The organism is Pseudomonas triclosanedens (assembly GCF_026686735.1).
In the GTDB taxonomy this organism is placed as follows: Bacteria; Pseudomonadota; Gammaproteobacteria; order Pseudomonadales; family Pseudomonadaceae; genus Pseudomonas; species Pseudomonas triclosanedens.
On the sequence record NZ_CP113432.1, the window covers coordinates 4,248,567 to 4,272,051 of the forward strand.

Sequence of the window (23,485 nt, forward strand, 5' to 3'; positions counted from 1 at the left end):
TGGCCGATGACGAGCCTGGGCTGAGCGGCCACGTCAGCGGGCTCGCATGACGCTCTCCGAGCCATCCTGCGGACCAGCCGGGGCAGCCCGTGAGCCTCAGTCGAGCAGTTCGCTGAATGGGATGAAGGTCAGCCAGTCACCCTCTTTCAGCGTCGTACCTTCACGCACTTCCGCCAAGCCTTCGGCCCAGGCCGCGCTGCGCAGCACGCCGGAGCTCTGATTGGCGTAGGGCACCGCGCGACCATTCTCCAGCCGCGCGCGCAAGTACTCGCGGCGGTTGCCCGGCTTGCTCCAGTCGAACCCGGCTGGCACCTGCATGCGCAAGGGCTCGACGTTCTGCATGCCGAGGCGGCGCATCAGATAGGGACGCGCCAGCAGCGCGAAGGTCACCAGAGTCGACGCGGGATTGCCCGGCAGCCCGATCACCGGCACCTGCCGGTAATGGCCGACGGTGAGCGGCTTGCCCGGCTTGATCGCCAGCTTCCACAGCGCCAGCTCACCGGCTTCGCGCAGCGCGGCGCCGAGGAAGTCCGCCTCGCCGACGGACACGCCGCCGGTGGAGAGAATCAGGTCGACACCGGAAAGCCCGGCCAGCGCCTCACGGGTACGCGGCAGATCGTCCGGCAGAATACCGGCGTCCACCACGTCGCAACCGAAGCGCTGCAACCAGGCATGCAACAGATGCCGATTGCTGTTGTAGATCTGCCCGGCGGCAAGAGGCGCGCCCGGCTCCACCAACTCGTCGCCAGTGGAAAGCAAAGCCACGCGCGGACGGCGGCGGACCTTAAGCTCGGCCTGCCCCAGCGACGCGGCCAGACCGATCTCGATCGGCCCCAGGCGGGATCCCGCCGGCAGCACGCAGTCGCCCTGGCGGGTTTCCTGGCCACGCGGACGGACGTGCTGCCCCACGCGCAAGGGTTCGAGGAAGCGCACGCGGCCATCGGCAAGCACTTCGGCGTTTTCCTGCATCTCGACGCAATCGGCGCAGTCCGGCACGGGTGCGCCGGTGAAAATGCGCGCGCAGGTGCCCGGCTGAAGCGCCTCGCCGGCCTGGCCGGCGAAGATCTTCTGGCTCACCGGCAGCGGCTCGCCCTGCCAGTCGGCATGGCGCAGCGCATAGCCATCCATCGCGCTGTTCGGCCACGGCGGCAAGTCCAGCCCGGCGAGCAGCGGTTCGGCCAGAACCCGGCCATCCACCGCCCCCAGCGGCAGGACCTCGGTTTCGTCGATGGGGGATTGCTCGGCCAGCGTCAGCAGACGCGCCAGGGCGTCCTCGACCGGCAGCAGGCCAGGCTTGTCGCAGCAGCTCATCCGCGGCTCTCGCAGGGAGCGGCCTGCTTCAGGTGCGGAACGAAGTTGCACGGACGATGACGGGCATCGAGCTGCTCGCCGAGAATGCCGTCCCAGGCCGTGCGGCAGGCGTTGGTGGAGCCGGGCAGACAGCAGACCAGCGTGCCGTTGGAGATGCCGGCCAACGCGCGTGACTGGATCGTAGAGGTGCCGATGTCGGCTACGGAAATCTGCCGGAACAGCTCGCCGAAACCGTCGACCTGCTTGTCCAGCAGACAGGTCACCGCCTCCGGCGTGCTATCACGGCCGGTGAAGCCGGTGCCGCCGGTGATCAGCACTACCTGCACCTCATCTTCAGCGATCCAGGTCGCGACCTGGGCACGAATGCGGTAGAGGTCGTCCTTGAGCAGGACCCGGGCCGCGAGGGTGTGGCCGGCGGCCTTCAGGCGGTCGACGAACAGTTGGCCGGAGGTGTCGGTTTCAAGGGTACGGGTATCGCTGACGGTAAGGACGGCGATGTTCAGCGGGACGAATGCCTGCTCGGCCTTGTGGCTCATGATGAGGGCCCTTGCTTGTGAGGTTGGAATGCGCGGTGTTATATCACAGGCCCGCCCCGGAGACCCCTGACATGCCACAAGCCCCATTGCCCGCCTGTTCCGTGCTGATTCTCGCTGGAGGCCGCGGGCAACGCATGGGCGGACAGGACAAGGGGTTGATCCCCTGGCGCGGCCAACCGCTGGTGAGCTACGCCGCCGCCCTAGTCCGTCCACTGAGCGACGACCTGATCATTTCCTGCAACCGCAATCCGGACGAATACGCACTTTTCGCCGACCGCCTGGTGCATGACGACAGCCCGGACTATCCCGGTCCGCTGGCCGGCATCCGTGCAGGCCTCTCCGTTGCGCGCCACTCGCATTTGCTGGTGCTCCCCTGCGATGCTCCGATGCTCGACGGCGAACTGCTGGAGCGTCTGCTGCGTGCTGCGGCAGCTTCGCCCGACGATGTACAGATGCTGCGCAGCGGCGACCAGTGGGAACCGCTGTTCAGCGTGATCCCCGTTGCCCTGCGTTCCCCGATAGAGGATGCCTGGCGGCGCGGCGAGCGTAGCCCGCGGCATGTCTTCTCGCACTTGGGGCTGCAAGCGGTGGACTGTCCTGCCAATGATCCGAGGCTGGCCAACCTGAATACGCCGGAGCTGCTCTGCGGCGCCAGATAGCGGTCGCTTTGAAAAAAATTTCGGGAACTTTGCAGGAAAGCGTCAGGTCGGAAATTTCGTACAAAACTTTTTGTTCGCTCATTAGGAGATTTGCCAATGACCAAACGGATGCTTCCCGCCTTCCTGCTCGCCCTCGGCTTCGGAGTGCTTGCAGGTTGTTCCACACCGTCCGTCATCACGCTGAACGACGGCCGCGAGATTCAGTCCGTCGACAAGCCAAAGTACGACGAGGAGTCGGGCTTCTATGAGTTCGAACAGCTGGACGGCAAAACGGCCCGCGTGAACAAGGATCAGGTGCGGACCGTCAAAGACCTCTAAGTCCCTCCTGCGCGATGACGCCCTGCAGGCCCCGATCGGGTCTGCGGGGCGTTCGCTTTTCAGGAGGGAAGAAAAGATATTCTGAATTTTTTTTCGCTAACCCCTTGTGCGCCAAAACTTTTTCGGTAGAATGCGCGCCATCAAACGGAGCGTAGCGCAGCTTGGTAGCGCGTCTCGTTCGGGACGAGAAGGTCGCTGGTTCGAATCCAGTCGCTCCGACCAAATCCCGAAAAACCCGCCTAACGGCGGGTTTTTTATTGCCAGCGTTTACCGGCAGTGCACAGAAGGCCCGTCCTCACGACGGGCTTTTTCATGTCCGGCTCAAGGCTGCCCGGATCTGCGCATCGCCATCGGATCGAAACATCGCTCGATGCGATGCCCGCGCCGCCCAAGCCGAGAATGCCGATCTTCGCAGGTGGCAGCCCCGCTACGGTTAAAGCGCGCAGATACCGCCACCCAAGGTGTCAGCAACTGAGGAAGTGGGCGACCTGATCCAGATCGAAGGGCCAGTCGAGCTCCGCACCGGTATCGCAGCGGCGCAGCACCGGGATGCTCAGGCCATAGCGCTCGACCCACTCTTCCCGCTCGACGATATCCACCAACTCGACCAGCAGGCCATGCTCGACGAAGGGCATCAGCACGCCTTCAGCCACTTCGCAGAGGTGACAGCCGAGGGTGCCGAAGAGTTGGCATGGGGGGGGCATGTTCGACTCCATCAGTCAGACTCCGGCGTGTTGCAGCAGCACATCGGCTGCCGCACGAGCTTCCTGTGCCTGCTGCGCCGGGCCCTGCATGTGGGCCATCACCAGCACGCCTTCCAACAGGTACTGCAACTGCCGCGCCAGCACCTCCGGCTGAGCGACGCCGAGGCGCTGCAATTGGCAAAGGTAGTGGCGCTCGATGTAGGCCTTGTGCGCAGCGGCCTGGGCGTGGATCGGGTGGTTGCGGTCATGGAACTCGGCGGCGGCGTGAATGAAGGCACAGCCGGAAAAGTCTTCCGCACGGAGAAACTCCTGCAAGGCATCGAAAGTCCCCAGGATCGCCGCGCGAGGCTCCACGTGCCGTTCGGCGGCCTCCATGCGCGCGACCATCCGGCCGTGGCGCTCTTCCAACGCGGCCATGATGAGCTCGTCCTTCGACTTGAAGTGCTTGTACAGAGTCATCTTCGCCACGCCGGACTCCGCGAGGATTCGATCAATGCCGGTGGCGTGGTATCCCTCGCGGTAGAACAGGTCCTGGGCGGTGCTGAGCAATAGCTCGCGTTTGCTGGATGCCATGAAGTTACCTCCTGACCCGACATTATGCGCGAGCCATACCCGCGGTGGGAGCGATCAGCGGGCGATCTTTTCGCTTGAACTATACAGACCTGTCTGTCTAATATCCAATTCACAGCCATCAGAACAAAACCAAGGAAACCGCCATGAAGCTGCACGACGTACCGCTCTCCGGTAACTGCTACAAGGTTCGCCTGTTCCTCGGGCTGATCGGCCGGTCGGCCGAACTGGTTCCGGTCGATCTGCTGGCCGGCGCGCACAAACGCCCAGCCTTCCTGGCGATCAACCCGCGCGGCCAGGTGCCGGCGCTGGAGGACGGGGAACTGCGACTGGGCGACTCTCACGCCATCCTCACCTACCTCGCCCGGCAATACGCCGCGCCGCAGTGGAATCCCCTGGGCGCGGCAACCCAGGGACGCATCGCCAGTTGGCTGAGTTTTTCCGCCAACGAAGTACAGCATGGTCTCGCGCTGGCCCGGGTCATCGTGCTGTTCAAGCGCCCCGGCGATCTGCCCTCCGCCCAGGCCAAGGGCCGCCACGCACTGGAGCTGCTCGACACCACGCTCGCCGAACACCGCTGGCTGGCGCAGACCAGCGAACCGACCATCGCCGACGTTGCCGTCTATCCCTATGTGACGCTCGCAGAGGAAGGTGGGCTGGAGCTTTCGGGCTACCCCTACGTGCAGGCCTGGCTGGCCCGCATTCGCGCCCTGCCGGGCTACGTCCCGCAACCTCGGCTGTAAGGCAGGGAGATGACCGATGGACATGCCCTTCCACCCCGGTGAGCTGGAGATCCAGGAGCGGGCTGGAGTGCGCGAACAGGTTGCCGACTTCGGTGGCCGCGCGATCCGCACGTTCATGCCAGACCAGCACCGCGAGTTCTTCGCGCTGTTGCCGTGGCTGCTGGTCGGCAGCGTCGATGCGGACGGCCAACCCCAGGCATCGGTGCTCTGGGGCACGCCGGGGTTCGCGCACTCGCCGGAGCGGGATCTGCTGCGCGTCGACGCGCTGGCCGAAGCCGACGACCCACTGCGCGCCAACCTGCGCGACGGCGCGCAACTGGGGCTGCTCGGCCTCGAACTGCCTACGCGCCGACGCAATCGTCTCAATGGCGTGGTAGAAGGCATGGACGCTGGAGGCTTTGGCATCCGCGCACGGCAGTCCTTTGGCAATTGCCCGAAGTACATCCAGTCGCGTCACTGGCGATTCAACCCGCGTACGGCCGGCCCGAGCACGAGCGGCACAGGGGCGGATGTTCGGTGGCTGGAACTGGCGACCCGAAGCGACACGCTGTTCATCGCCAGCCGCTACGCCGGGGAAAACGGTGGTGTCGACATCTCCCATCGCGGAGGACCACCTGGGTTCCTGCAACTGGCCGACGGCCAGCTCTGGCTGCCGGACTACTCCGGCAACAACCTATTCAACACTCTTGGCAACCTGATGCTGGAACCACGCTGCGCACTGCTGTTCATCGATTTCGCACGTGGCGACCTGCTGCACCTGGAGGCCATCGCGCGTATCCACTGGCCCCGTGACGAAACGCCCATCTGGTCGACCGGCGCACAGCGAATGCTAAGTCTGCAGCCGGGCATCTGGCAGTTGCGCCGTTCACGCCTGCCGCTGGAATTCTCCCAACTGCAGTACTCGCCATTCCTGCCAAGCATGAATTGATAAGGCATCTCCGCTGCTTGCAGGGGTAGTCTCGCGCATAAGTGCCGGGGCAGAGCATTGTTTCAGCTACCAATCCTTCCTCGATCGAAGCGCATAAACCAACGGGCAGTTCAATAGCCAGCTTACGAATCAACTACTAATGTCTAAGAGTCGTAAATATTCGGTAATGATTTAGTAGATAGGCTGTAACAGTTCGACATGCCGGCTCAATCCGGCATCACCGACCTGCCCCAAGCGCTCGAGGAGACAATAACAATGAGCAACACCCCGATCGCCCGTGCCGTGGCCTTGGCCGCGCTGGGTACCAGTGTTACCGTTCCGACCATTGCCCAAGCTGACTTCATCAAGGACAGCAAAGCCAGCGTTGAACTGCGCAACTTCTATTTCAACCGCGACTTCCGCCAGGATTCCCCTGCCCCGGCCCAGAACAAGGCCGAGGAATGGGCTCAAGGCTTCATCCTCAAGTACGAATCCGGCTTCACCGACGGCACCATCGGCTTCGGTGTCGACGCGCTCGGCACCCTGGGCCTGAAGCTCGACTCGTCGCCAGACCGCAGCGGTACAGGCCTGCTGCAGCGCTCCAGCAGCGACAAGCGCGCCGAGGACAGCTATGGCGACCTCGGCGTCACCGCCAAGCTGCGCGCTTCCAAGAGCACCCTGAAGGCCGGCACCCTGCTGCCGAAGATGCCGGTCGTACAGTACAACGACACCCGCCTGCTGCCGCAGACCTTCAGCGGCGCGGCGCTGAACTCGATGGAGATCGATGGCCTGACCGTCGACGCCGGCCGCCTCTACCAGGTGAACCAGCGCGACTCCTCGGACTACGAGGACATGACCATCACCAGCGGCGCCAAGCGCAACATCAAGCTCGGCGATACCACCAAGACCAACGAATTCCTGTTCGGCGGCCTGACCTACAAGTGGACCGACTCGCTCAGCACCAGCTACCACTACGGCGGCCTGGACAACATCTACAAGCAGCACTATCTCGGCCTGGTGCACGTGCTGCCGATCGCCGACAAGCAGTCGCTGAAGTCCGACATCCGCTGGGCCAAATCCAATGACGATGGCGGCAGCAACGTCGACAACAAAGCGTTCAACGCCATGTTCACCTACGCCCTGGGCTACCACGCCTTCGGCCTGGGTTACCAGAAGATGAGCGGCGACACCGGCTTCGCCTACATCAACGGTACCGACCCCTACCTGGTGAACTACGTCCAGATCGGCGACTTCGCCATGAAGGACGAGAAATCCTGGCAGGCGCGCTACGACTACAACTTCGCTGGCCTCGGCATCCCCGGCCTGACCTTCATGACCCGCTACGTGAACGGCGACAACATCGACCTGCTCACCAGCGACAAGGAAGGCAAGGAGTGGGAGCGCGACACCGACATCGCTTATGTCTTCCAGGACGGCCCGCTGAAGAACCTGGGCGTGAAGTGGCGTAACGCAACCATGCGCACCAACTACACCAACGATTATGACGAGAACCGTCTGATCGTCAGCTATACCATGCCGCTCTGGTAACCGATCAACGCAATGAAGAAGCCCGGCATGTGCCGGGCTTTTTTCTGCCCGGACGAACTCAGTCGTGGCTCATCGCGCCAATCTTGTGGATCGACAGATCGGCGCCGTAGTACTCCTGCTCCTGGGTCAGGCGAATACCGACCGCCGCCTTGATCGCCCCGTAGACCAGCAGGCCGCCAGCGAACGCCAGCACAACACCGAGCAACGTGCCGATCGCCTGGCTGGCGAGGCTCACGCCACCAATGCCGCCCATCGCCTGCTGGCCGAATATTCCGCAAGCGATACCACCCCAGGCGCCACAAAGGCCATGCAGCGGCCACACGCCGAGGACATCGTCGATCTTCCAGCGCACCTGAGTAGCGGTAAACGCCCAGACGAACAGAGCCCCGGCAACCATCCCAGTCACCAGCGCACCGATCGGGTGCATCAGGTCGGATCCGGCGCAAATCGCCACCAGCCCCGCCAGCGGGCCGTTGTGCAGGAAACCTGGGTCATTGCGCCCCACCAGCAGCGCGGCCACGGTACCGCCGACCATCGCCAGCAGCGAATTCACCGCCACCAGCCCGCTGGCGCCTGCCAGCGTTTGCGCACTCATTACGTTGAAGCCGAACCAGCCGACGATTAGCGTCCAGGAACCGGCTGCCAGGAACGGAATGTTGGAGGGCGCGAAGGCCACCAGGCGCCCGTCGCGATAGCGCCCATTGCGGCGCCCCAGCAGCAACACCGCCGCCAGCGCCAGCCAACCACCGAAGGCATGCACCACGACGGAGCCGGCAAAATCATGGAAGGTTGCACCGAACTGGGCCTTCAGCCAGTCCTGGAAGCCGAAGTTGGCGTTCCACACCAAGCCTTCGAAGAACGGATAGACGAAAGCCACAATCAGAGCCGTGGCGCACAGTTGCGGGCCGAACCTGGCGCGCTCGGCAATACCGCCGGAGATGATCGCGGGAATGGCCGCGGCGAACGTCAGCAGGAAGAAGAACTTCACCAGTGCATAGCCGTTCTCGGTCGCCAGGTCCGCAGCCGGCTGCAGGAAGTTCACGCCATAGGCGATCCAGTAGCCGACGAAGAAGTAGGCCAGGGCCGAGATAGCGAAGTCCGAAAGAATCTTCGACAGCGCATTGACCTGGTTCTTCAGGCGAACCGTGCCGACCTCCAGGAATGCGAAGCCGGCGTGCATGGCCAGAACCATGACAGCGCCCATCAGGATGAACAGCGTATTGGAGCCGTGGACCAAGGTATCCACGGCGCTATTGAGGTTTTCCATCGCTACAGGCAGCCCCGAACGTCGAATGAGAAGCACCAAAAAGGCTCGCACGCCCCGGCATTCGCACCACTCTGAAGCGGCGATGCACCACGCGAGGGCCATACCCCGAACCAGATTCGCCCACAGGCGAGCGGAACGGTTCGAAGTCCTTCCATGCTTCTTTTGGTTTTTCAGTGAGTTGAGCGGATTTCTCCGGTGTTTCTCCAACCTGGAAGCGCCCTGCCATAGGGCATCTCGCTCTCCATGCGCACCAGCGAAATGCAAGCGGCATACCAGCCGCTTTGGCAATCCGCGACTAGGCTTTAGCCCGCGCCTTTGCCATCGCCAGGGCGAAACTTATGAGAAACTTCCTAGGCCAATGGGGCTCGAACTCTAGGAACCTCAACCCGATCAAGGAGCATCACATGCCTCGCAAGACCGCAGTGAACGCCGCCAAGGATGAACTCCTGGCCGAATTCCAGGCTCTCGTCAGCGATACCGAGAAACTCCTGCAAAGCTCCGCCGACCTGGCTGGCGCCGAAGCCGACGAGATGCGCGAACAGATCCACTCCAGCCTCAAGCGTGCCCGCGAAGCGATCTACTCGACCAAGGACGCCCTGCGCGACCAGAGCAAGGCCGCAGTAGACGCCACCGAGGACTACGTGGGCGATCACCCCTGGCAAGCCGTCGGCATCGCCGCCGGCATCGGCTTCCTGCTGGGCCTGCTGGTGAGTCGGCGCTGATCGATGAGCGACGGAATGGACGCCGACAAGGCCAACTCTCCCTCCATGCGGCGCCTGGGCGCCGCCTTCCTCGGGTTGCTGCACGGGCATGTCGAACTGTTCGGCATCGAGTTGCAGGAACAGAAATCGCGCACGCTGCAGATCCTGCTGCTGGCGGGGCTTGCGCTGGTGTTCGCGCTACTGTTGCTGATCGGCCTGTCGGTGTTGGTCCTGCTGCTGTTCTGGGACAGCCATCGGCTATCGGCAGCCATTGGACTGTGCCTGTTCTACGTTGCCGGCAGCGCGTTCTGCGCGTGGCGCCTGTACCTGCTGACCAGCGATGAAGGCTCGCCCTTCAGCGCGACGCTCGACGAACTGGCACGTGACCGGGAGCGACTGCTGCCATGAGTGAACTGCCGGAACCTTCACGCAACCTGTCGCGGGCTGAACTGCGCAAGGCCATCGTGCGTCTGCGTCTGGAAATGCAGCGCCAGCAACTCAAGCGGGAAAGCGAGCTTCTCCTGCAACCATTGAGGCAGGCACGCAGCCTGGGCCAGAGCTTCAGCCAGGGCCTGCGCGGCAGCACGCCATTGTGGGCGGGAGCCGGCAGTGCCGCCGCATTGGCAATGCTCTTCGGCCGCAAGCGGCGCTGGATACGCCTGCTGCGCCTGGGCCTAGCGCTCGCCCCATTGCTGCTGCATCTGCGCAAGCCACGCAACAAGACGCCACCGCCGCCTTCGCCGCACCTCTGAGTCCTGGCCACATTCTTGCAGCGTGACAGCCATCCGCGCCCAAGGCGCCCACTGCCACGCTACCAAGGATGTGCCCCGTGACCGACGGACAACCGATCGCCTGCTTCCAGCCCTTCATCGACACCGCGACTGGCCTGATCGCCGGCGTCGAGGCCCTGGGGCGCCTGCGGCAGGCAGACGGCGAGCTGCGCTCGGTCGGACCGCTGTTCTTCAATCCGAAAGTCCGCCTCTCCGAGCTGCGCAGACTCGATCGACAGATTCGCGATGCGGCGCTGGCGCGTATCCACGAAGCGCCGCCGGAATGGTTCCTCAGCCTGAACATCTCTCCGCGCTGGATCAGCCGCCTGCGCCCCAACCAACCGCTGCCGAGCCTCAAGCAATTGCAACGGCAAGGCGTACCGCCCAAGCGGGTCGTCTTCGAAATCACCGAATTGGGTGGCGCACAACAACGCCTGCCGGACGTCGTGGCGCGCTATCGCGAAGCTGGCGCACGCATTGCCATTGATGACTTTGGCGCCGGCTATTCGCAGCTCGATCGCGTGCTGGCCCTGCAACCGGACATCCTCAAGCTGGACATGCGCCTGTTCCAGGAAGCGGCCCGTGGCGGACCCAGCGGCGAGGTGGTGAAGGCCCTGGCACAAATGGCAGAAAAGACCGGTTGCTGGATCATTGCCGAGGGTGTGGAAACCAATGCGGAGATGGATTTCGCCCTCGAATGCGGAGCGCGCTACGTGCAGGGCTACCTGTTCGCCAAACCCTCGCTGGAGTTCCCCGCCAGCGATGCATTCCGCGATGCCTTTGCGCAGCGCCGCGACCACTACGTCAAACGCAAGCTGCAGGAACGCGCCGATCTCATTCAACTGCGCCAGCAGTTGTCAGAACTGATGAGCATGCTTCGTCCCTGGGCGGAGGGAGGGGCGATTCTCAACAGCTTGCCATCGGCGCCGGAATCGTTCACTCGACTTCTGCGCATCTACCAGTGCGATCGCCACGGAACCCAGACATCCCCAAACCTGGAGTGGAACGGCCTGTTCTGGAAGGAAGACCGCCGTTACCTGGGCCACAACTGGTCGTGGCGACCATATTTCTACCAACTGCTCGCCGAGGGCTGGGAGGAGCGTCGGCTGACGCTCTCCAACACCTATCGCGACGCCACCACCAACCAGTACTGCATGACCGCCGGGCAATTCATCGACCAGGGGCGTCGGCTTCTGCTGATCGATATCGACGCAGAAGGCCTGTAGAAGCGGGGCGGGCTCCAACCTATCTCGCATGTGGCCCAGGCAACTGCCGATTGAGATTGCCGCATCGAAAGGCTAGCGTTGTCTGAACATGAGCCGATGGCTAGAGAGCGAATGGACTGGCACACCCTGCTCCCCCGCGAGCGCCTTGGAAAATCAGTGCACAGCAACGCCGAACTCGGGCGTAGTGCCTTCCACAAAGATCATGACCGAATCATTTTCTCCGGAGCGTTCCGGCGCCTGGGCCGCAAGACTCAAGTGCACCCGGTCTCCAGTAACGACCACATTCACACGCGCCTGACACACTCTCTGGAAGTGGGCTGCGTCGGCAGGTCGCTGGGCATGCGCGTCGGGGAGATACTTCGCAGCCAGCTTCCGGAGTGGTGCGACCCGGCCGACCTGGGCGTGATCGTGCAGTCAGCCTGCCTGGCCCACGACATCGGCAACCCACCGTTCGGCCATTCGGGGGAGGACGCCATTCGACACTGGTTCCAGCAGGCTGCATCGCGGGGCTGGCTGGATGCCATGAGCGACGACGAGCGCTCGGATTTCCTGCACTTCGAAGGCAATGCGCAAGGGTTCCGAGTGTTGACTCAGTTGGAGTACCACCAGTTCGACGGCGGAACTCGGTTGACCTACGCAACCCTGGGCACCTACCTCAAGTACCCGTGGACGGCACGGCATGCCGACTCCCTGGGCTACAAGAAACACAAGTTCGGCTGTTATCGCAGCGAACTGCCGCTACTTGAGCAGATAGCCCAGAAGCTGGAAATGCCACAGATCGAACAGGAGCGTTGGGCTCGTCACCCGCTGGTCTACCTGATGGAGGCAGCCGACGATATCTGCTACGGCCTGATCGACCTCGAGGACGGCCTGGAAATGGAGCTGCTCGACTACGCCGAGGTCGAAGCTCTGCTTCTGGACCTGGTCGGCGATGACCTTCCGGAAACCTATCGCCAGCTAGGCCCGCTCGACTCTCGGCGGCGTAAGCTGGCGATCCTGCGCGGCAAAGCGATCGAGCACCTGACCAACGCAGCCGCCCGCGCCTTCGTGGAACAGGAGCCAGCGCTGCTGGCCGGGCAACTGACGGGCGATCTCGTGGAGCACATGCACGGACCTGCCAAGCGCTGTGTGCAAAGAGCCAAAGCGATGGCACGAGAGAAGATATTTCAGGACAAGCGCAAGACCCTTCACGAGATAGGTGCCTACACTACGCTGGAAATCCTGCTGAACTCTTTCTGTGGTGCTGCTCTGGAGCAACACGGAGGACGGATACCATCGTTCAAGCACCAACGCATCCTCGACCTGCTCGGGCAGAACGCCCCCGACCCAGGCTGGCCGTTGTATCGCTCCTTCCTGCGAGTCATCGACTTCATCGCCGGTATGACCGACAGCTACGCCACGGAAATGGCCCGCGAGATGACGGGGCGCTCAAGCCCTGTATGAGTCTCATACCGCACACTCGGAGGCAGCCAGCCTTTCCTGCAGCCTGCGCTGCAACTCCACCATTTGCGCGATCACGGCCCGAGCCTTGGAATGCAATTCGTCCACGTCCGCACTGTCGCGACTCGCGGCCTCCAGCTCGCAACAGGCGCTCTGCAGTGCGGCGGCATTGACCAGGCGGGCGGCGCCCTTGATGCGGTGCGCCAGTTCCGACAATTGATTCCAATCCTGAGCCACCAAGTAGGCCTCGAACTGCCCGATATCGATGTCGTTGCTGCTATACAGCTCCTCCAGCAATCGCCGAATCAAGGCTGGGTTTCCCCCGATCATTTCCTCCAGCATCTGGATATCGAGTACTTGCCGATCAGTACTGTCGGGCACGGCGGTAATCGAGGGCACCGACGCCAGACGGATACGCAGGTTCTCCAGCCCGATGGGTTTGAACAGGCAATCGTCCATGCCGGCACGGCGACAGTTCTCCACTTCGTCAGGCTGCGCATTGGCAGTGAACCCGAAAATCACACAGGGCTTCACAGCCATTTCGCTCTCCAGCTCCCGAATGCGTCCAGCCAGCCCGTACCCGGTAAGTACCGGCATGTTGCAGTCCGTGATAACCAGATCGAAATCACCCGGATGCCATTTCTGCAGGGCTTGCGCGCCATCGCTTGCCACTTCGACGGTATGTCCGAGGTGCTGGAGCTGCTGGCTCAACAGCATTCGGTTGGCGGCATGGTCATCCACGACCAATACCTTCAGCACATGAGCATCGGTCACCACTTCCACCCTGGGCACAACCGGCTCGGCTGGCAATGGCTCCAGGGCCTGCAGCAACAGACTCACCGCCACACGGGTCCCGCTCCCTGGCTGGCTTTCCAGGCACACGGTCCCGCCCATCATCGCTGCCAGCTTGCGGCAAATGGTGAGCCCCAGGCCGGTCCCGCCCCGTGAGGCGTGGCTGTTCCTGGCGACCTGGCTGAATGGCTCGAACAACTGGGCCTGGTCGCTTGCGGAGATCCCGATGCCGCTGTCTTCGACCACCAAATCCAGTGCGATCCGGTCCCCTGGCAAGTGCTTCCCGGATATCCTGATCCACACCTGCCCCTTGTCCGTGAACTTGATGGCATTGCTGACCAGATTCGACAGGACCTGCTTGAAGCGCAGAGGATCGATGAATACATCGCAGGCAGCTTCAGCCTCGATCCCCAGCTTCAACTCCAGTCCCTTCTGCCGCGCCAGCCCATCGAAGACACGGGCAACGGACTCCACCAGCTCACGCAACTGAGCGCGCTCCGGCATCAGCGTCAGACGTCCGGACTCGATCTTTGCTACGTCCAGAATATCGCCGATCAGCAACAGCAGTGACTTGGCGGACTCATAGGCAACCTCCACCGGCTCGCGGTCCCAATGTCCCTGACCGGCACGGGTAAGCGCCAGCTCGAGCATCCCGATAACGGCGTTCATCGGAGTGCGAATTTCGTGGCTCATCGTAGCCAGGAAGGTGCTCTTGGCCCGGTTGGCTTCTTCAGCCAGGTCCTTCGCTGCCTGCAACTGGTGGTGCAGCCGCTCGCGCTCGGTGACGTCGATCCATCCACAGACCATGCCACGCACTTCCCCGTTGGTGCCGCGGTACGGCGTCGCCCAGTGGTACACCTCCAGCATTCGCCCACGCAGTTGGAGAACACGATCCGAAGCCAGCGGAATGCCCTGATCCATGATCCGAAGATATTCATCATGAAGCGCCGCCGCCTCGCTGGGCGGTAACCAGTCGCAATCCACAACGCGACTCCCCTGCACTGCCTCCCGGGTTGTCTCCATGACGTCCAGCAGGGCTCGATTGCACGTCAGCAGACGTCCTTTCCGGTCCCGGACCGCAATCGGGTGTGGAATCCCGTCGATCATGGCTCGCTTGAACTCGAGCCGATAGTTGAGCTCCTTCTCCGAGAGGCGACGACGACGCACTTTCACCTGCAACCGCCAGTTCCACAGCAGCACGGCGCATAGCGACAGCAATCCGCCCCAGATCAGTTGCAGTATCTGGCTGCGGTATCCTTCCCAGATGCTGTCGGGCGCCTCGGCGCTCGCCGACCAGCGGCTGACGATGTTGGCCATTTCATCCGGTGAGATCGCGAGAATCGCCTTGTTCAGGATGCTCAGCAGTTCGGGATCGGCTTGTGATACCGCGATCGAAAAGCGTCCTGGCTCGCGGTCCAGCGCGGCGATGACATGCAGGCCCTGGTAGTAACGCGGAATCAGATAGCTCGCCGAAGACAATAGGTGGATACCGGCATCCACTTTGCCCTCGCTGATCATCGAGAAATCGTCGACGCTGCTTTTTACTGGAACCAGATCGACATCCGGATGGTGCTCGCGCATGAACGACTCAAGAGCCGAGTCCTTCGTGACCGCAACCCGGCGGCCGCGAAGATCGGCAAGGGAGTGAAACCAGTCTGTCTTGCCGGCAACTACTACGAAGGAGGCGGTCATGTAGGGGCGGGTGAACTCCAGCCACTCCTCGCGTCCCATCGTCGGTGTCAGCGCCGCAATCGCCTTGGCCTTGCCACTCTTCACCTCGTCGAACATCTCGCCAAGGCTTGCCTTCGGTCGAACCTCGAAATCAAGGCCGGTCCGGGCATGAATGAGGTCCATCAGATCGGCCGTGATCCCACGGAAATTTCCTTGAGCATCGAAGAAGGAAACCGGCGCCAGCGCCTGGTCGACGACAAGTACCGGGTGCGGATTGCGCTCCATCCAGCGCTGCTCCTGGGGCGTGAGAATCAACCGCTTGTTGGCCACGGCATAGGCGCCACCGGAACTCCAGCGTCTCTGGATGGCATTTTCCGTTTGCCGCGGAATGACACTCAGCACGCTATTGAGGATCTTGAGCAGCGGGCTGTCGGAATCTCTCAGTGCAAAGCTGAACCCGGCGCCATTGAAACCAACGAAATTGAGCGGCTTGAGATTCGCCAGATAACCCTGGCTGATCAGGTACTGCGCACTGAACGAGTCGCCGACATATATGTCCACTTGCCCGAATGCAACCGACTCGAGCGCTTGCCGCACGGACTGGAACGGCATGATCGACGACTTGGGAAAGTGCTTGGCGAGTTCATCGCTGGAAAAATAGTCGCTGACTACCGAAATTCGCTTGCCGGCCAATTGGTCGCTACTGTCCATGCGCACGCCCTGGGGACCGATCACGATGGGCTGGTTCGCAAAGTACGGCAACGACAGCACAACCCCGGGGAAGCTCGACTCATAGAACGTAGAGCGGCTCAGCAGGTCGATTTCCCCCCGCTGGAGAGCCTCGACCGCAGATGCCCTGTCAACATAGCGTCTCACCTCGATTTGCAGATTGAGCGCGTTGGCGACCAAACCGATGTAGTCCGCGGTGACGCCCTCAAGGTCAGTGCCGCTGAAGGTGATGTCGAATGGTGCATAGTCCGGCGCGGTAATCCCCAGCACCAGGGTGCGCTTGCCTCTGAGCCACTGCCAGTCAGACTCGTCCAACTGGACCTTGACCGACTCGTCGACCGACCGGGCCAGCAGGTTCATCGACATCCATGACGCCGTTTCGGCGGCCTGGACACCACAGCAGCTCAGCAGCAGAAGCGCAGCAATACCGTGGCGCAGGAGGGAACTACACCAACCAAACATCTCTAACCTCACACCAAGGCATTGCGCTTGGCGAACTCGATCAGATCGACCAGCGATCGAGCGTTCAACTTCAGCAGCAATCGCGTCTTGTAGGTGCTGACGGTCTTGTTGCTGATACGCATCTGGTCGGATATCTCTTTGTTGGAATAACCATTGGCCAGATATTGAAGAACGGCCATCTCCCGGTCGGAGAGCCGCTGTATGAGTTCCTGATCATCCAGTTGCCCGCCTACCCGGCGGTTCTGCCGGATAGCGGTGCTCGGGAAGTAGTTGTACCCCGCCACCACGGCGCTCACCGCGCTGACCAGTTCGGCAAGCCCGCCCTGCTTGCAGACAAAGCCGGATGCGCCAGCCTGCATGCAGCGCATGGCAAACAGGGCAGCGCTCTGTCCGGTCAGGATCAGGATCTTCAACGGCATGTCGAAGGACACGATGCGGCTGATCACTTCCAGGCCATCGACCTTCGGAATGCCGATGTCGAGGATCACCAGCTCCGGGTTCAGATCCTTGGCCAGGACGATGGCATCCGCTCCATTGTCCGCCTCGCCCACGATGACATGTCCCTCTGCTTCGAGCAGTACCCGCAACGCCATGCGAATAACTGGATGGTCATCAATAATTAGTATGTCGCTCACGCAGTCCCTCCGGCGGCCTTCAGTTTAATTACCTGCCGGAAAGATACCTGCCAAAGCTATTCTGTCGAGGTAGTACCACACCATATTCAGCGATAAAGGATATTCCTACACAACAAATATATATTTCCTACAAGCCAAATAAAAAATTGAAGATCTCGGATATGGAGCGACACGAACCAACCCTGCAAATCAATCTTTCGACGGAATTTTCCGACAAAAAATAAGCGACATGCTGACATCGGTTCCTGCAATCAAACAGCAACATCGGACCTATTCCAGCGACACATGGACACATACGATGCCCGCGCCCCTGATAATGGTCCTGGAGGATCACCCGATCCTCAGGCAGTCCACCGCCATAGCCCTGCAAACGCTCAGTCACGAACACATCCTGATGGCGTTCGACGGGCTGGATGCCTTGCAGCAGTTGCGTCGCAGCGGCGGGATCGACATCGCCATCTGCGATATCCGCATGCCGGGAATGGACGGCATGACCTTTCTGCGCATCGCCGCCCAAGAGCGTCTGATACGAGCGGTGATACTGGTCAGCGAGGTTTCCGAGGAACTGCGTCAAGCCATGCCATGCCTGGCGGACATGCATGGCCTTCAAGTACTGCGCGAACTGGGAAAACCGGTGTGCATCCCAACTCTTGCGGAGCAGATCAACGCCTTCCGGCAAATTGACAGAATCGAAATTCCCGCGCCTGCATTGAACCTGCCCGATGCTGAAATCATGCGAGGCTTCAGAAACGACGAATTCAATATATACATACAGCCAAAGATAGAACTGAAAACCCAAACCGAACATAGCGCCGAAGTCTTGACTCGCTTGCACCATATTGAATATGGAACTCTTTCTCCCGCGCAATTCATCGACCAGATAAGAAACCAGAAACTTCAGCACGAAATTACTCGGACCGTACTGGAGAAGTCGCTGCAGATAATCGAGTCGGAGCATCTGGCCAGGCGAGCCATTGCCATGTCCATAAACCTGGAAATAGCCGACCTGCAGAATCCCGATCTGATCAGCCATATCGACCGCAGGATCCGCCATTACCGGGTTCCTGCAAGCGCCTTGACCTTCGAGGTGACCGAGGGAGAACAGGACCGCTCCCCCGCCATCAGCCTGGAACCCCTGATCCGTCTGCGCCTGATGGGCTGCGGAGTGTCCATCGACGACTTCGGTGCTGGCTACTCCTCCCTCCAGCGCCTATGCGATACGCCCTGCAGCGAACTCAAGCTTGACGCATCGTTCGTGCGACGAATGAAGAGCAACCTTCGCGCACGCGAAGCCATCGCCAGCACAGTCAGCCTTGCCCGGCACCTCGGATTGCTCGTCGTCGCGGAAGGAATAGAAACGCAAGGGCAGCTACGGATGCTCCAGGCTCTGGGCTGCGATGCCGGGCAAGGCTATCTGTTCGCGCCACCAATGCCATCCGAAAACTACCTCCAGTGGCGAAGCATCCGTCTTGGCTCAACGACGACGGCCGCCAGCCGGGATATCCGTTAGCTCCAGGGAGAACGCGTCATGCAGGACCGCAAGCTCGCCATTCTGGTCGTCGAGGACCATCCATTTCAGTTGATTGCGATACAGATGCACCTCAACCGAATGGGCTTCTACCATCTGACCCCGGCACTGGATGCCGACGAAGCCAGGCAGGCTTGCCAGCGACGCACGGGGCCGTTCGACCTGTTCCTGTGTGATATCAACCTCCCCGGCACCAACGGGGTTGCCCTGCTCGAAGAGCTCGCGAAATCCGGCCGCATACAGCATGCGGTGCTGCTCAGTTACCAGGGGGAAGACGAATTGCAGACGCTGGAAAAGCACCTGCAGGATATCGGCCTGCCGGTCCTCGCATGCCTGAGCAAGCCGCTGGATCAGGCAATGCTCCTGCGAGCGCTCGACAGAGAATCAGCCTGACGAAACAGTCTGCGCATCAGCCCGCCGGTGCATTGACGGGCTGATCCGGATACCAGGCATCCATCAGTTGCCCCACTGTAAAACTGGCCAGTTCCGGCTGCTGTCGGAGCCATGCCTCGACGATGGCGCGTTGCTCCTCGCTGACCGACCCGCGGTGCGCCAGGCAGATGAAGCCGTATTCGTCGCAACCGCCGTAGACCATGTCGTTGGGCTCCACGGCATCGGCCGCGAAGCGCTGCATGAATGCGTCGATCGCCTCGGGCGGCTGCCCGTCCTTGTACTGGAAGCTCAATTCGAACCCCAATTCCTGGAACTCATCGACACACAGCTTCTTGCGCAAACGACGGGAACGATTGGTGACCATTCGAAAAACCTCCTGCGAGCGGGGCAAAGGACGGCCCCGTCTCGGTTAAATCATCTGTCCGAAGCGGTCCGGACAGGCCATCTGCAACTTTATCAGTTCCACCCACGCCATCTCATGACAACTGGCTCGCAATGCCCAGCGCAACGCGGGACAGCTTGCGGCATAATGTCCGAGGCTCTGTAGGAAAGGAGCCTTCATTCTTATTGTTGCGCGTCATCTTTTCATTCTTTCAAGTCAATGCCCGACCACTGGGATGTCACTTTTCCTATGTTCAAATCACTGCGTGTTCTCGCCCTCGCCACGTTGCTGCCCTTCACCCTGCCGGCACTGGCCCAGATCAACACCACCCTTCCCGAGCGCGTCGAAAAGGCGCTCAAAGCCAGCAAGCTGACCAATGACGCTCTCTCGCTGGTCATGATTCCGCTGGATGGCCCCGGCAACCCGACCTACTTCAATGCCGACGTCTCGGTGAACCCTGCGTCGACCATGAAGCTGTTCACCACCTACGCCGCGCTGGAAATGCTCGGCCCGACCTACCAGTGGCAAACCGAGTTCTACACCGACGGCCAGCTCAAGGACGGCGTGCTCAATGGCAACCTCTACCTCAAGGGCGGCGGCGATCCCAAGCTGAACATGGAGAAGCTCTGGCTGCTCATGCGCGACCTGCGCGCCAATGGTGTCCGCAAGGTCAATGGCGACCTCGTGCTTGACCGCAGCTACTTCAACATTCCGCAGCTTCCGGTGTTCAACGACGATGGAGGCGACGATAACAAGCCCTTCCTTGTCGGCCCGGACTCCCTGCTGGTCAACCTCAAGAGCGTACGCCTGGTTATCCGCACCGAAGGCGGCAAGGCCACCGTACTGATGGATCCTCCCCTGGCCAACGTGCGCATCGACAACCAGGTCCAGGTCAGCAAAGCCGCGCCCTGCCCCGCCTGGCCGAAGCTGCGTTTCAGCCCGGTCACCCAGTTCGACGGAACCTCACTGGTTGCGACAGGCCAGATCCCGCAAGGATGCAGCGCCCAGACCTACATGTCGCTGCTCGATCATCCGGGCTATACCGCCGGTGCGGTGCGTGGCATCTGGCAGGAGCTTGGCGGTTCCATCATGGGCAAGGACCGCGAAGGCAGCGTCCCGAAAGGTGCCACCCTGATCGCCCGCGCCAACTCGCCGGATGTGGTTGAAGTCATCCGCGACATCAACAAGTTCAGCAACAACACGATGGCCCGCCAGTTGTTCCTGTCGCTGGGCGAGCACTTCCGCAACGGCGCGGACGCCGATGACGCCCAGGCAGCCCAGCGCGTGGTCCGCCAGTGGCTGGCCCGCAAAGGCATCACCGCGACCCACCTGGTGATGGAGAACGGCTCCGGGCTGTCCCGCGATGAGCGCGTCAGCGCCCGGGAAATGGCCGCGATGCTGCAAGCGGCCTGGCACAGTCCCTATGCCGCCGAGTACATCTCGTCGCTGCCGATCGTGGCGAAGGACGGCACCATGCGCAAACGCCTGCGCGGAACGCCGATGGCCGGGGAAGCACACGTCAAGACCGGAACCCTGAATACCGTGCGCGCGCTGGCCGGCTTCAGCCGGGATGCGAACGGTCGCAACTGGGTGGTCGTGGCGATTCTCAACAGCAACCGCCCCTGGGGGGCCTCGTCCATCCTCGACCAGGTGCTGCTGGACCTCTACAGCAGTACCAAGCGCAGCGGCGGCTGACCGGCGCCAGCGGCCCCGGCGCAAGTCGGGGCCCGCTACCCCTCGTCCCGCTCAACGCGATCCCTGCCCAGCCGCTTGGCGCGATACACCGCCCGGTCCACCTTGCGCATCAGGTCATCGGCGCTTTCGCCAGCGACCCAGCCGGCGATGCCGAAGCTGGCCGTCACCACTCCAATCCCCTCAATCGAGTGACTACGCAACGCTTCGCACAGCGCCTCGGCCAGGCGAGCGGCCTGCTCCAGCGAACTGCCGGGGCAGAGCACCACCAGTTCCTCGCCGCCCAACCTGCAGAATACGTCCACCTTGCGCAAGCGCTGCGCGACACGCTGGCAGAGCGTGACCAGAACGGTGTCGCCCGCCTCGTGGCCAAAGCGGTCGTTGATGTCCTTGAAGTGGTCGATATCGAACATCACCAGCGAAAGCGGCTCGCCACTGCGTGAGCAGCGGGCCATGCCGAGCTCCAGTTGCTCGCGGAAATACCGGCGGTTGTGTACCCCGGTCAGCGCGTCGGTCACCGAGAGCCTGCGCAATTCCAGCTCCGCTTCCTTGCGCAGGGTCACGTCGGTGGCGATGCCCAGGTACCCGATCAACCCACCGGATGAATCCCGCACGCCGGTAATGATCAGGTTGACCTTGAGCTGTCGGCCATCGCGCCGCAAACAAGTCCACTCGTGCTCCTCGTGCCCCTCGCCGACCAGCGCGCCCACCACTTCGAACCCCCGGATCTCCCGCCCCAGCGCCTGCGACAGATCATGGGCCCGGCGGCGAATCTCATCCTTTACGAACACATTCTCCGGTACCGGCCGGCCAAGCACCTCCCGCGCGCTGTAACCAAACATGCGCTCGGCGCCAACATTGAAACTGCGCACGAAACCGCGCAGATCGGTAGAAACGATGGCCACCTGGGTCGCCGCGTCCAGCAGGCCATGCAGGCGATTGTTGACCTCGCCCAGCTCCAGCTCCGCCGCCTTGCGCGAACTGATATCGGTCTGGGTGCCGATCATGCGCCGTGGCGCGCCATCCGCGGCCCGCTCCATTACCTGCCCGCGATCCAGCACCCATAGCCAGCGGCCATTCTTGCAACGCAGCCGGTGCTCGCTCTGATACAACGGTGCCTCGCCGCGCAGATGCCGCTGCAGCGCTTCGCAACGCGCCGTCTGGTCATCCGGGTGGATCCGGCGCAGGCACTCATCGGTAGTCGTGCCGATCTCGCCATCGCGGAAGCCCAGCATCGCCTTCCAGGCGTGGGAGTAGAACACCTTGCCCAGGTCCACATTCCAGTCCCATACGCCATGTCCGGCACTATCCATGGCAAAATGCAGGCGCGCCTGGTTCTCCTGCAGCTCCAGCTGATTGGCGCGCAGCTCGGCGGTACGCTCGGCTACCAGCTGCAGCGCGCGCTGTCGCTGGCTCAACAGCGTCAGCACGTAGCCGGCCAGCAGCAACGAAGTCAACGTGCCACCCAATACTACCCAGAACTGTGGATCCCCCTGATTGCGCTTGAGGAAGTCGGCGGAAGGCTCGATACGGATCAGGTAATCCCTCCCGGCAAAATCCAGGTGCCGCTCCGCCACCAGTTCCGCCGCCTGAACAGGCAACACTGCGCTGCGATACAAGGGAACATCCGCACGCTGATCCGCACTGTCTCTGAGCGTCAGCGCCAGTTGCGCCAGGCTGTCCGCATCCATGCCCTGCTCGATCAGCAGGCGATAGCTGATCGCCGCCAGCAGAATGCCCTGCAAGCCGGCGCGGGTTTCCGCCGTTGGCCCGAGCAAGGCGGGCCGTGGGTAGAAGGGCGCGGCCAGCAGTACGCCAGCGGCATCCGCAGGCGGCGCGCCCGGGAGAATCACCGGTATCGAGGCCACCAGTTGCCGCTCGGTGAGCACTTGCTGCGTCAGCTCGCGGCCCGACTCGGTAGAGTTCAGGTCCAGTCCCAGTGGCAGCTCCTGCAAGTACTCGGAAGCACCGTACAGAACGGGAAAGTAACGCTCGCGCACCTGCGCGGGGACCGGCCGCCCCTGGGAATCCAGCTCATGGATCAGGTAATCGAGCATCCCATCGACATGGGCGCGCTCCTCGAAAGCTTCGCGCGCATGCTGCTCCACCCTGGGCAGCCAGGCATACCCCAGGGTGTCACCGAGCAAAGGACTGACGAAGTGCTCGAACTCCTCACGCGATACATCGTCGGAGTTCTCGAAGAACCGCCGGACGGACTCCAGCTCGCTCTGCTGCAACGTCAGCCGCTCGCGCACCCGGTCGATCCGTTCGTTGGCGGCCAGGGCGAACTGCTGTTCCAGCGCCATGCGCGCGTTGCGCCACACATTCCAGCCCAGCAATCCCGTCAGCAATAGCCCCGCGACCAGTACGAGACCGGCGGCGCGCAAAGCCTTCTTTTGGCTGACGACTCCCTGAGCGGCGGGCAACTGCTCGAAGGCCGGCAACTGGGTCATGGGGGATTTCCGCTTTCAGGGCAGAGGGAGGAGTACCCAGTCCTTATA

The 23,485-nt window shown here is 62.2% G+C and carries 22 protein-coding genes and 1 tRNA gene; 14 read left to right on the forward strand and 9 right to left on the reverse strand.

Annotated features, from left to right (window positions below):
* Nucleotides 1-96: 96 nt before the first annotated feature.
* Both OU419_RS19700 and moaB read right to left on the reverse strand, forming a co-directional pair.
* Complete coding sequence (locus tag OU419_RS19700) at nt 97-1,311, reverse strand: molybdopterin molybdotransferase MoeA (RefSeq protein ID WP_254474949.1); 1,215 nt, start codon at nt 1,309-1,311, stop codon at nt 97-99.
* Nucleotides 1,308-1,847, reverse strand: coding sequence for a molybdenum cofactor biosynthesis protein B (gene moaB / locus OU419_RS19705; protein ID WP_254474948.1), 540 nt, complete (start codon nt 1,845-1,847; stop codon nt 1,308-1,310). Before moaB ends, OU419_RS19700 begins: the two co-directional genes overlap by 4 nt.
* Nucleotides 1,848-1,918: 71 nt before the next feature.
* On the opposite strand from moaB, the gene mobA reads away from it, so the two are divergent.
* The 3 genes from mobA to OU419_RS19720 all read left to right on the forward strand — a co-directional run bounded on the left by mobA (nt 1,919) and on the right by OU419_RS19720 (nt 3,046).
* Nucleotides 1,919-2,506 (forward strand): molybdenum cofactor guanylyltransferase MobA, encoded by a 588-nt coding sequence (gene mobA, locus OU419_RS19710; RefSeq protein ID WP_254474947.1) that lies wholly within the window; start codon nt 1,919-1,921, stop codon nt 2,504-2,506.
* A 96-nt stretch (nt 2,507-2,602) separates the two neighbouring features.
* Complete coding sequence (locus OU419_RS19715) at nt 2,603-2,824, forward strand: YgdI/YgdR family lipoprotein (RefSeq protein ID WP_254474945.1); 222 nt, start codon at nt 2,603-2,605, stop codon at nt 2,822-2,824.
* Nucleotides 2,825-2,969: 145 nt separating this feature from the next.
* Nucleotides 2,970-3,046: transfer RNA gene (locus tag OU419_RS19720), tRNA-Pro, on the forward strand.
* A 242-nt stretch (nt 3,047-3,288) separates the two neighbouring features.
* Here the strand turns inward: OU419_RS19720 and OU419_RS19725 are convergent.
* Nucleotides 3,289-3,528: a glutaredoxin family protein gene (locus tag OU419_RS19725; protein WP_302329053.1), complete on the reverse strand. Its 240-nt coding sequence runs from the start codon at nt 3,526-3,528 to the stop codon at nt 3,289-3,291.
* Nucleotides 3,529-3,543: 15 nt separating this feature from the next.
* Nucleotides 3,544-4,101, reverse strand: a complete 558-nt coding sequence (locus OU419_RS19730) for a TetR/AcrR family transcriptional regulator (RefSeq protein WP_254474940.1) — start codon at nt 4,099-4,101, stop codon at nt 3,544-3,546.
* Nucleotides 4,102-4,244: 143 nt separating this feature from the next.
* Between OU419_RS19730 and OU419_RS19735 the strand changes: the two genes are divergently transcribed.
* The 3 genes from OU419_RS19735 to OU419_RS19745 all read left to right on the forward strand — a co-directional run bounded on the left by OU419_RS19735 (nt 4,245) and on the right by OU419_RS19745 (nt 7,296).
* A complete protein-coding gene (locus tag OU419_RS19735) occupies nt 4,245-4,841 on the forward strand; it encodes a glutathione S-transferase family protein (RefSeq protein ID WP_254474938.1) in 597 nt (198 codons plus the stop codon).
* A 16-nt stretch (nt 4,842-4,857) separates the two neighbouring features.
* A complete protein-coding gene (locus tag OU419_RS19740; RefSeq protein WP_254474937.1) occupies nt 4,858-5,769 on the forward strand; it encodes a pyridoxamine 5'-phosphate oxidase family protein in 912 nt (303 codons plus the stop codon).
* A 255-nt stretch (nt 5,770-6,024) separates the two neighbouring features.
* Nucleotides 6,025-7,296: an OprD family porin gene (locus tag OU419_RS19745; RefSeq protein WP_254474931.1), complete on the forward strand. Its 1,272-nt coding sequence runs from the start codon at nt 6,025-6,027 to the stop codon at nt 7,294-7,296.
* 58 nt (nt 7,297-7,354) lie between these two features.
* Here OU419_RS19745 and OU419_RS19750 read toward each other — a convergent pair whose 3' ends face one another.
* Complete coding sequence (locus OU419_RS19750; RefSeq protein WP_254475132.1) at nt 7,355-8,563, reverse strand: ammonium transporter; 1,209 nt, start codon at nt 8,561-8,563, stop codon at nt 7,355-7,357.
* Between the two features lie 404 nt (nt 8,564-8,967).
* Between OU419_RS19750 and OU419_RS19755 the strand changes: the two genes are divergently transcribed.
* The 5 genes from OU419_RS19755 (at nt 8,968) to OU419_RS19775 (ending at nt 12,703) form a co-directional block, all read left to right on the forward strand.
* On the forward strand, nt 8,968-9,285 hold the full coding sequence (locus OU419_RS19755) for a DUF883 family protein (RefSeq protein ID WP_254474930.1): 318 nt from the start codon (nt 8,968-8,970) through the stop codon (nt 9,283-9,285).
* 3 nt (nt 9,286-9,288) lie between these two features.
* Nucleotides 9,289-9,672 carry a phage holin family protein gene (locus OU419_RS19760; protein WP_254474929.1) on the forward strand — a complete coding sequence of 128 codons (384 nt, stop codon included), beginning with the start codon at nt 9,289-9,291 and terminating at the stop codon, nt 9,670-9,672.
* The gene (locus OU419_RS19765) at nt 9,669-10,016 is read left to right on the forward strand and encodes a hypothetical protein (protein ID WP_254474927.1); all 348 of its coding nucleotides are present in this window, start codon (nt 9,669-9,671) and stop codon (nt 10,014-10,016) included. Before OU419_RS19760 ends, OU419_RS19765 begins: the two co-directional genes overlap by 4 nt.
* 77 nt (nt 10,017-10,093) lie before the next feature.
* Nucleotides 10,094-11,260 (forward strand): EAL domain-containing protein, encoded by a 1,167-nt coding sequence (locus OU419_RS19770; protein ID WP_254474925.1) that lies wholly within the window; start codon nt 10,094-10,096, stop codon nt 11,258-11,260.
* A 111-nt stretch (nt 11,261-11,371) separates the two neighbouring features.
* Nucleotides 11,372-12,703, forward strand: coding sequence for a deoxyguanosinetriphosphate triphosphohydrolase (locus tag OU419_RS19775; protein WP_254474924.1), 1,332 nt, complete (start codon nt 11,372-11,374; stop codon nt 12,701-12,703).
* Nucleotides 12,704-12,706: 3 nt separating this feature from the next.
* Here OU419_RS19775 and OU419_RS19780 read toward each other — a convergent pair whose 3' ends face one another.
* Both OU419_RS19780 and OU419_RS19785 read right to left on the reverse strand, forming a co-directional pair.
* Nucleotides 12,707-16,258, reverse strand: coding sequence for a transporter substrate-binding domain-containing protein (locus OU419_RS19780; RefSeq protein WP_254474923.1), 3,552 nt, complete (start codon nt 16,256-16,258; stop codon nt 12,707-12,709).
* A 104-nt stretch (nt 16,259-16,362) separates the two neighbouring features.
* Nucleotides 16,363-16,989 carry a response regulator transcription factor gene (locus OU419_RS19785; RefSeq protein WP_254474922.1) on the reverse strand — a complete coding sequence of 209 codons (627 nt, stop codon included), beginning with the start codon at nt 16,987-16,989 and terminating at the stop codon, nt 16,363-16,365.
* A gap of 298 nt (nt 16,990-17,287) precedes the next feature.
* Here OU419_RS19785 and OU419_RS19790 point away from each other — a divergent pair, with 298 nt between their 5' ends.
* Together OU419_RS19790 and OU419_RS19795 are read left to right on the forward strand one after the other, a co-directional pair.
* On the forward strand, nt 17,288-18,499 hold the full coding sequence (locus tag OU419_RS19790; protein ID WP_254474921.1) for an EAL domain-containing response regulator: 1,212 nt from the start codon (nt 17,288-17,290) through the stop codon (nt 18,497-18,499).
* 18 nt (nt 18,500-18,517) lie between these two features.
* A complete protein-coding gene (locus tag OU419_RS19795; protein WP_254474919.1) occupies nt 18,518-18,910 on the forward strand; it encodes a response regulator in 393 nt (130 codons plus the stop codon).
* A 16-nt stretch (nt 18,911-18,926) separates the two neighbouring features.
* On the opposite strand, the gene OU419_RS19800 is transcribed toward OU419_RS19795, so the two are convergent.
* A complete protein-coding gene (locus OU419_RS19800; protein ID WP_254474917.1) occupies nt 18,927-19,274 on the reverse strand; it encodes a YggL 50S ribosome-binding family protein in 348 nt (115 codons plus the stop codon).
* A 267-nt stretch (nt 19,275-19,541) separates the two neighbouring features.
* Between OU419_RS19800 and dacB the strand changes: the two genes are divergently transcribed.
* Nucleotides 19,542-20,987 carry a D-alanyl-D-alanine carboxypeptidase/D-alanyl-D-alanine endopeptidase gene (gene dacB, locus OU419_RS19805; protein ID WP_254474916.1) on the forward strand — a complete coding sequence of 482 codons (1,446 nt, stop codon included), beginning with the start codon at nt 19,542-19,544 and terminating at the stop codon, nt 20,985-20,987.
* Between the two features lie 35 nt (nt 20,988-21,022).
* Here the strand turns inward: dacB and OU419_RS19810 are convergent, their stop codons facing one another.
* Nucleotides 21,023-23,437, reverse strand: a complete 2,415-nt coding sequence (locus OU419_RS19810) for a sensor domain-containing diguanylate cyclase (RefSeq protein ID WP_254474915.1) — start codon at nt 23,435-23,437, stop codon at nt 21,023-21,025.
* Nucleotides 23,438-23,485: the final 48 nt, after the last annotated feature.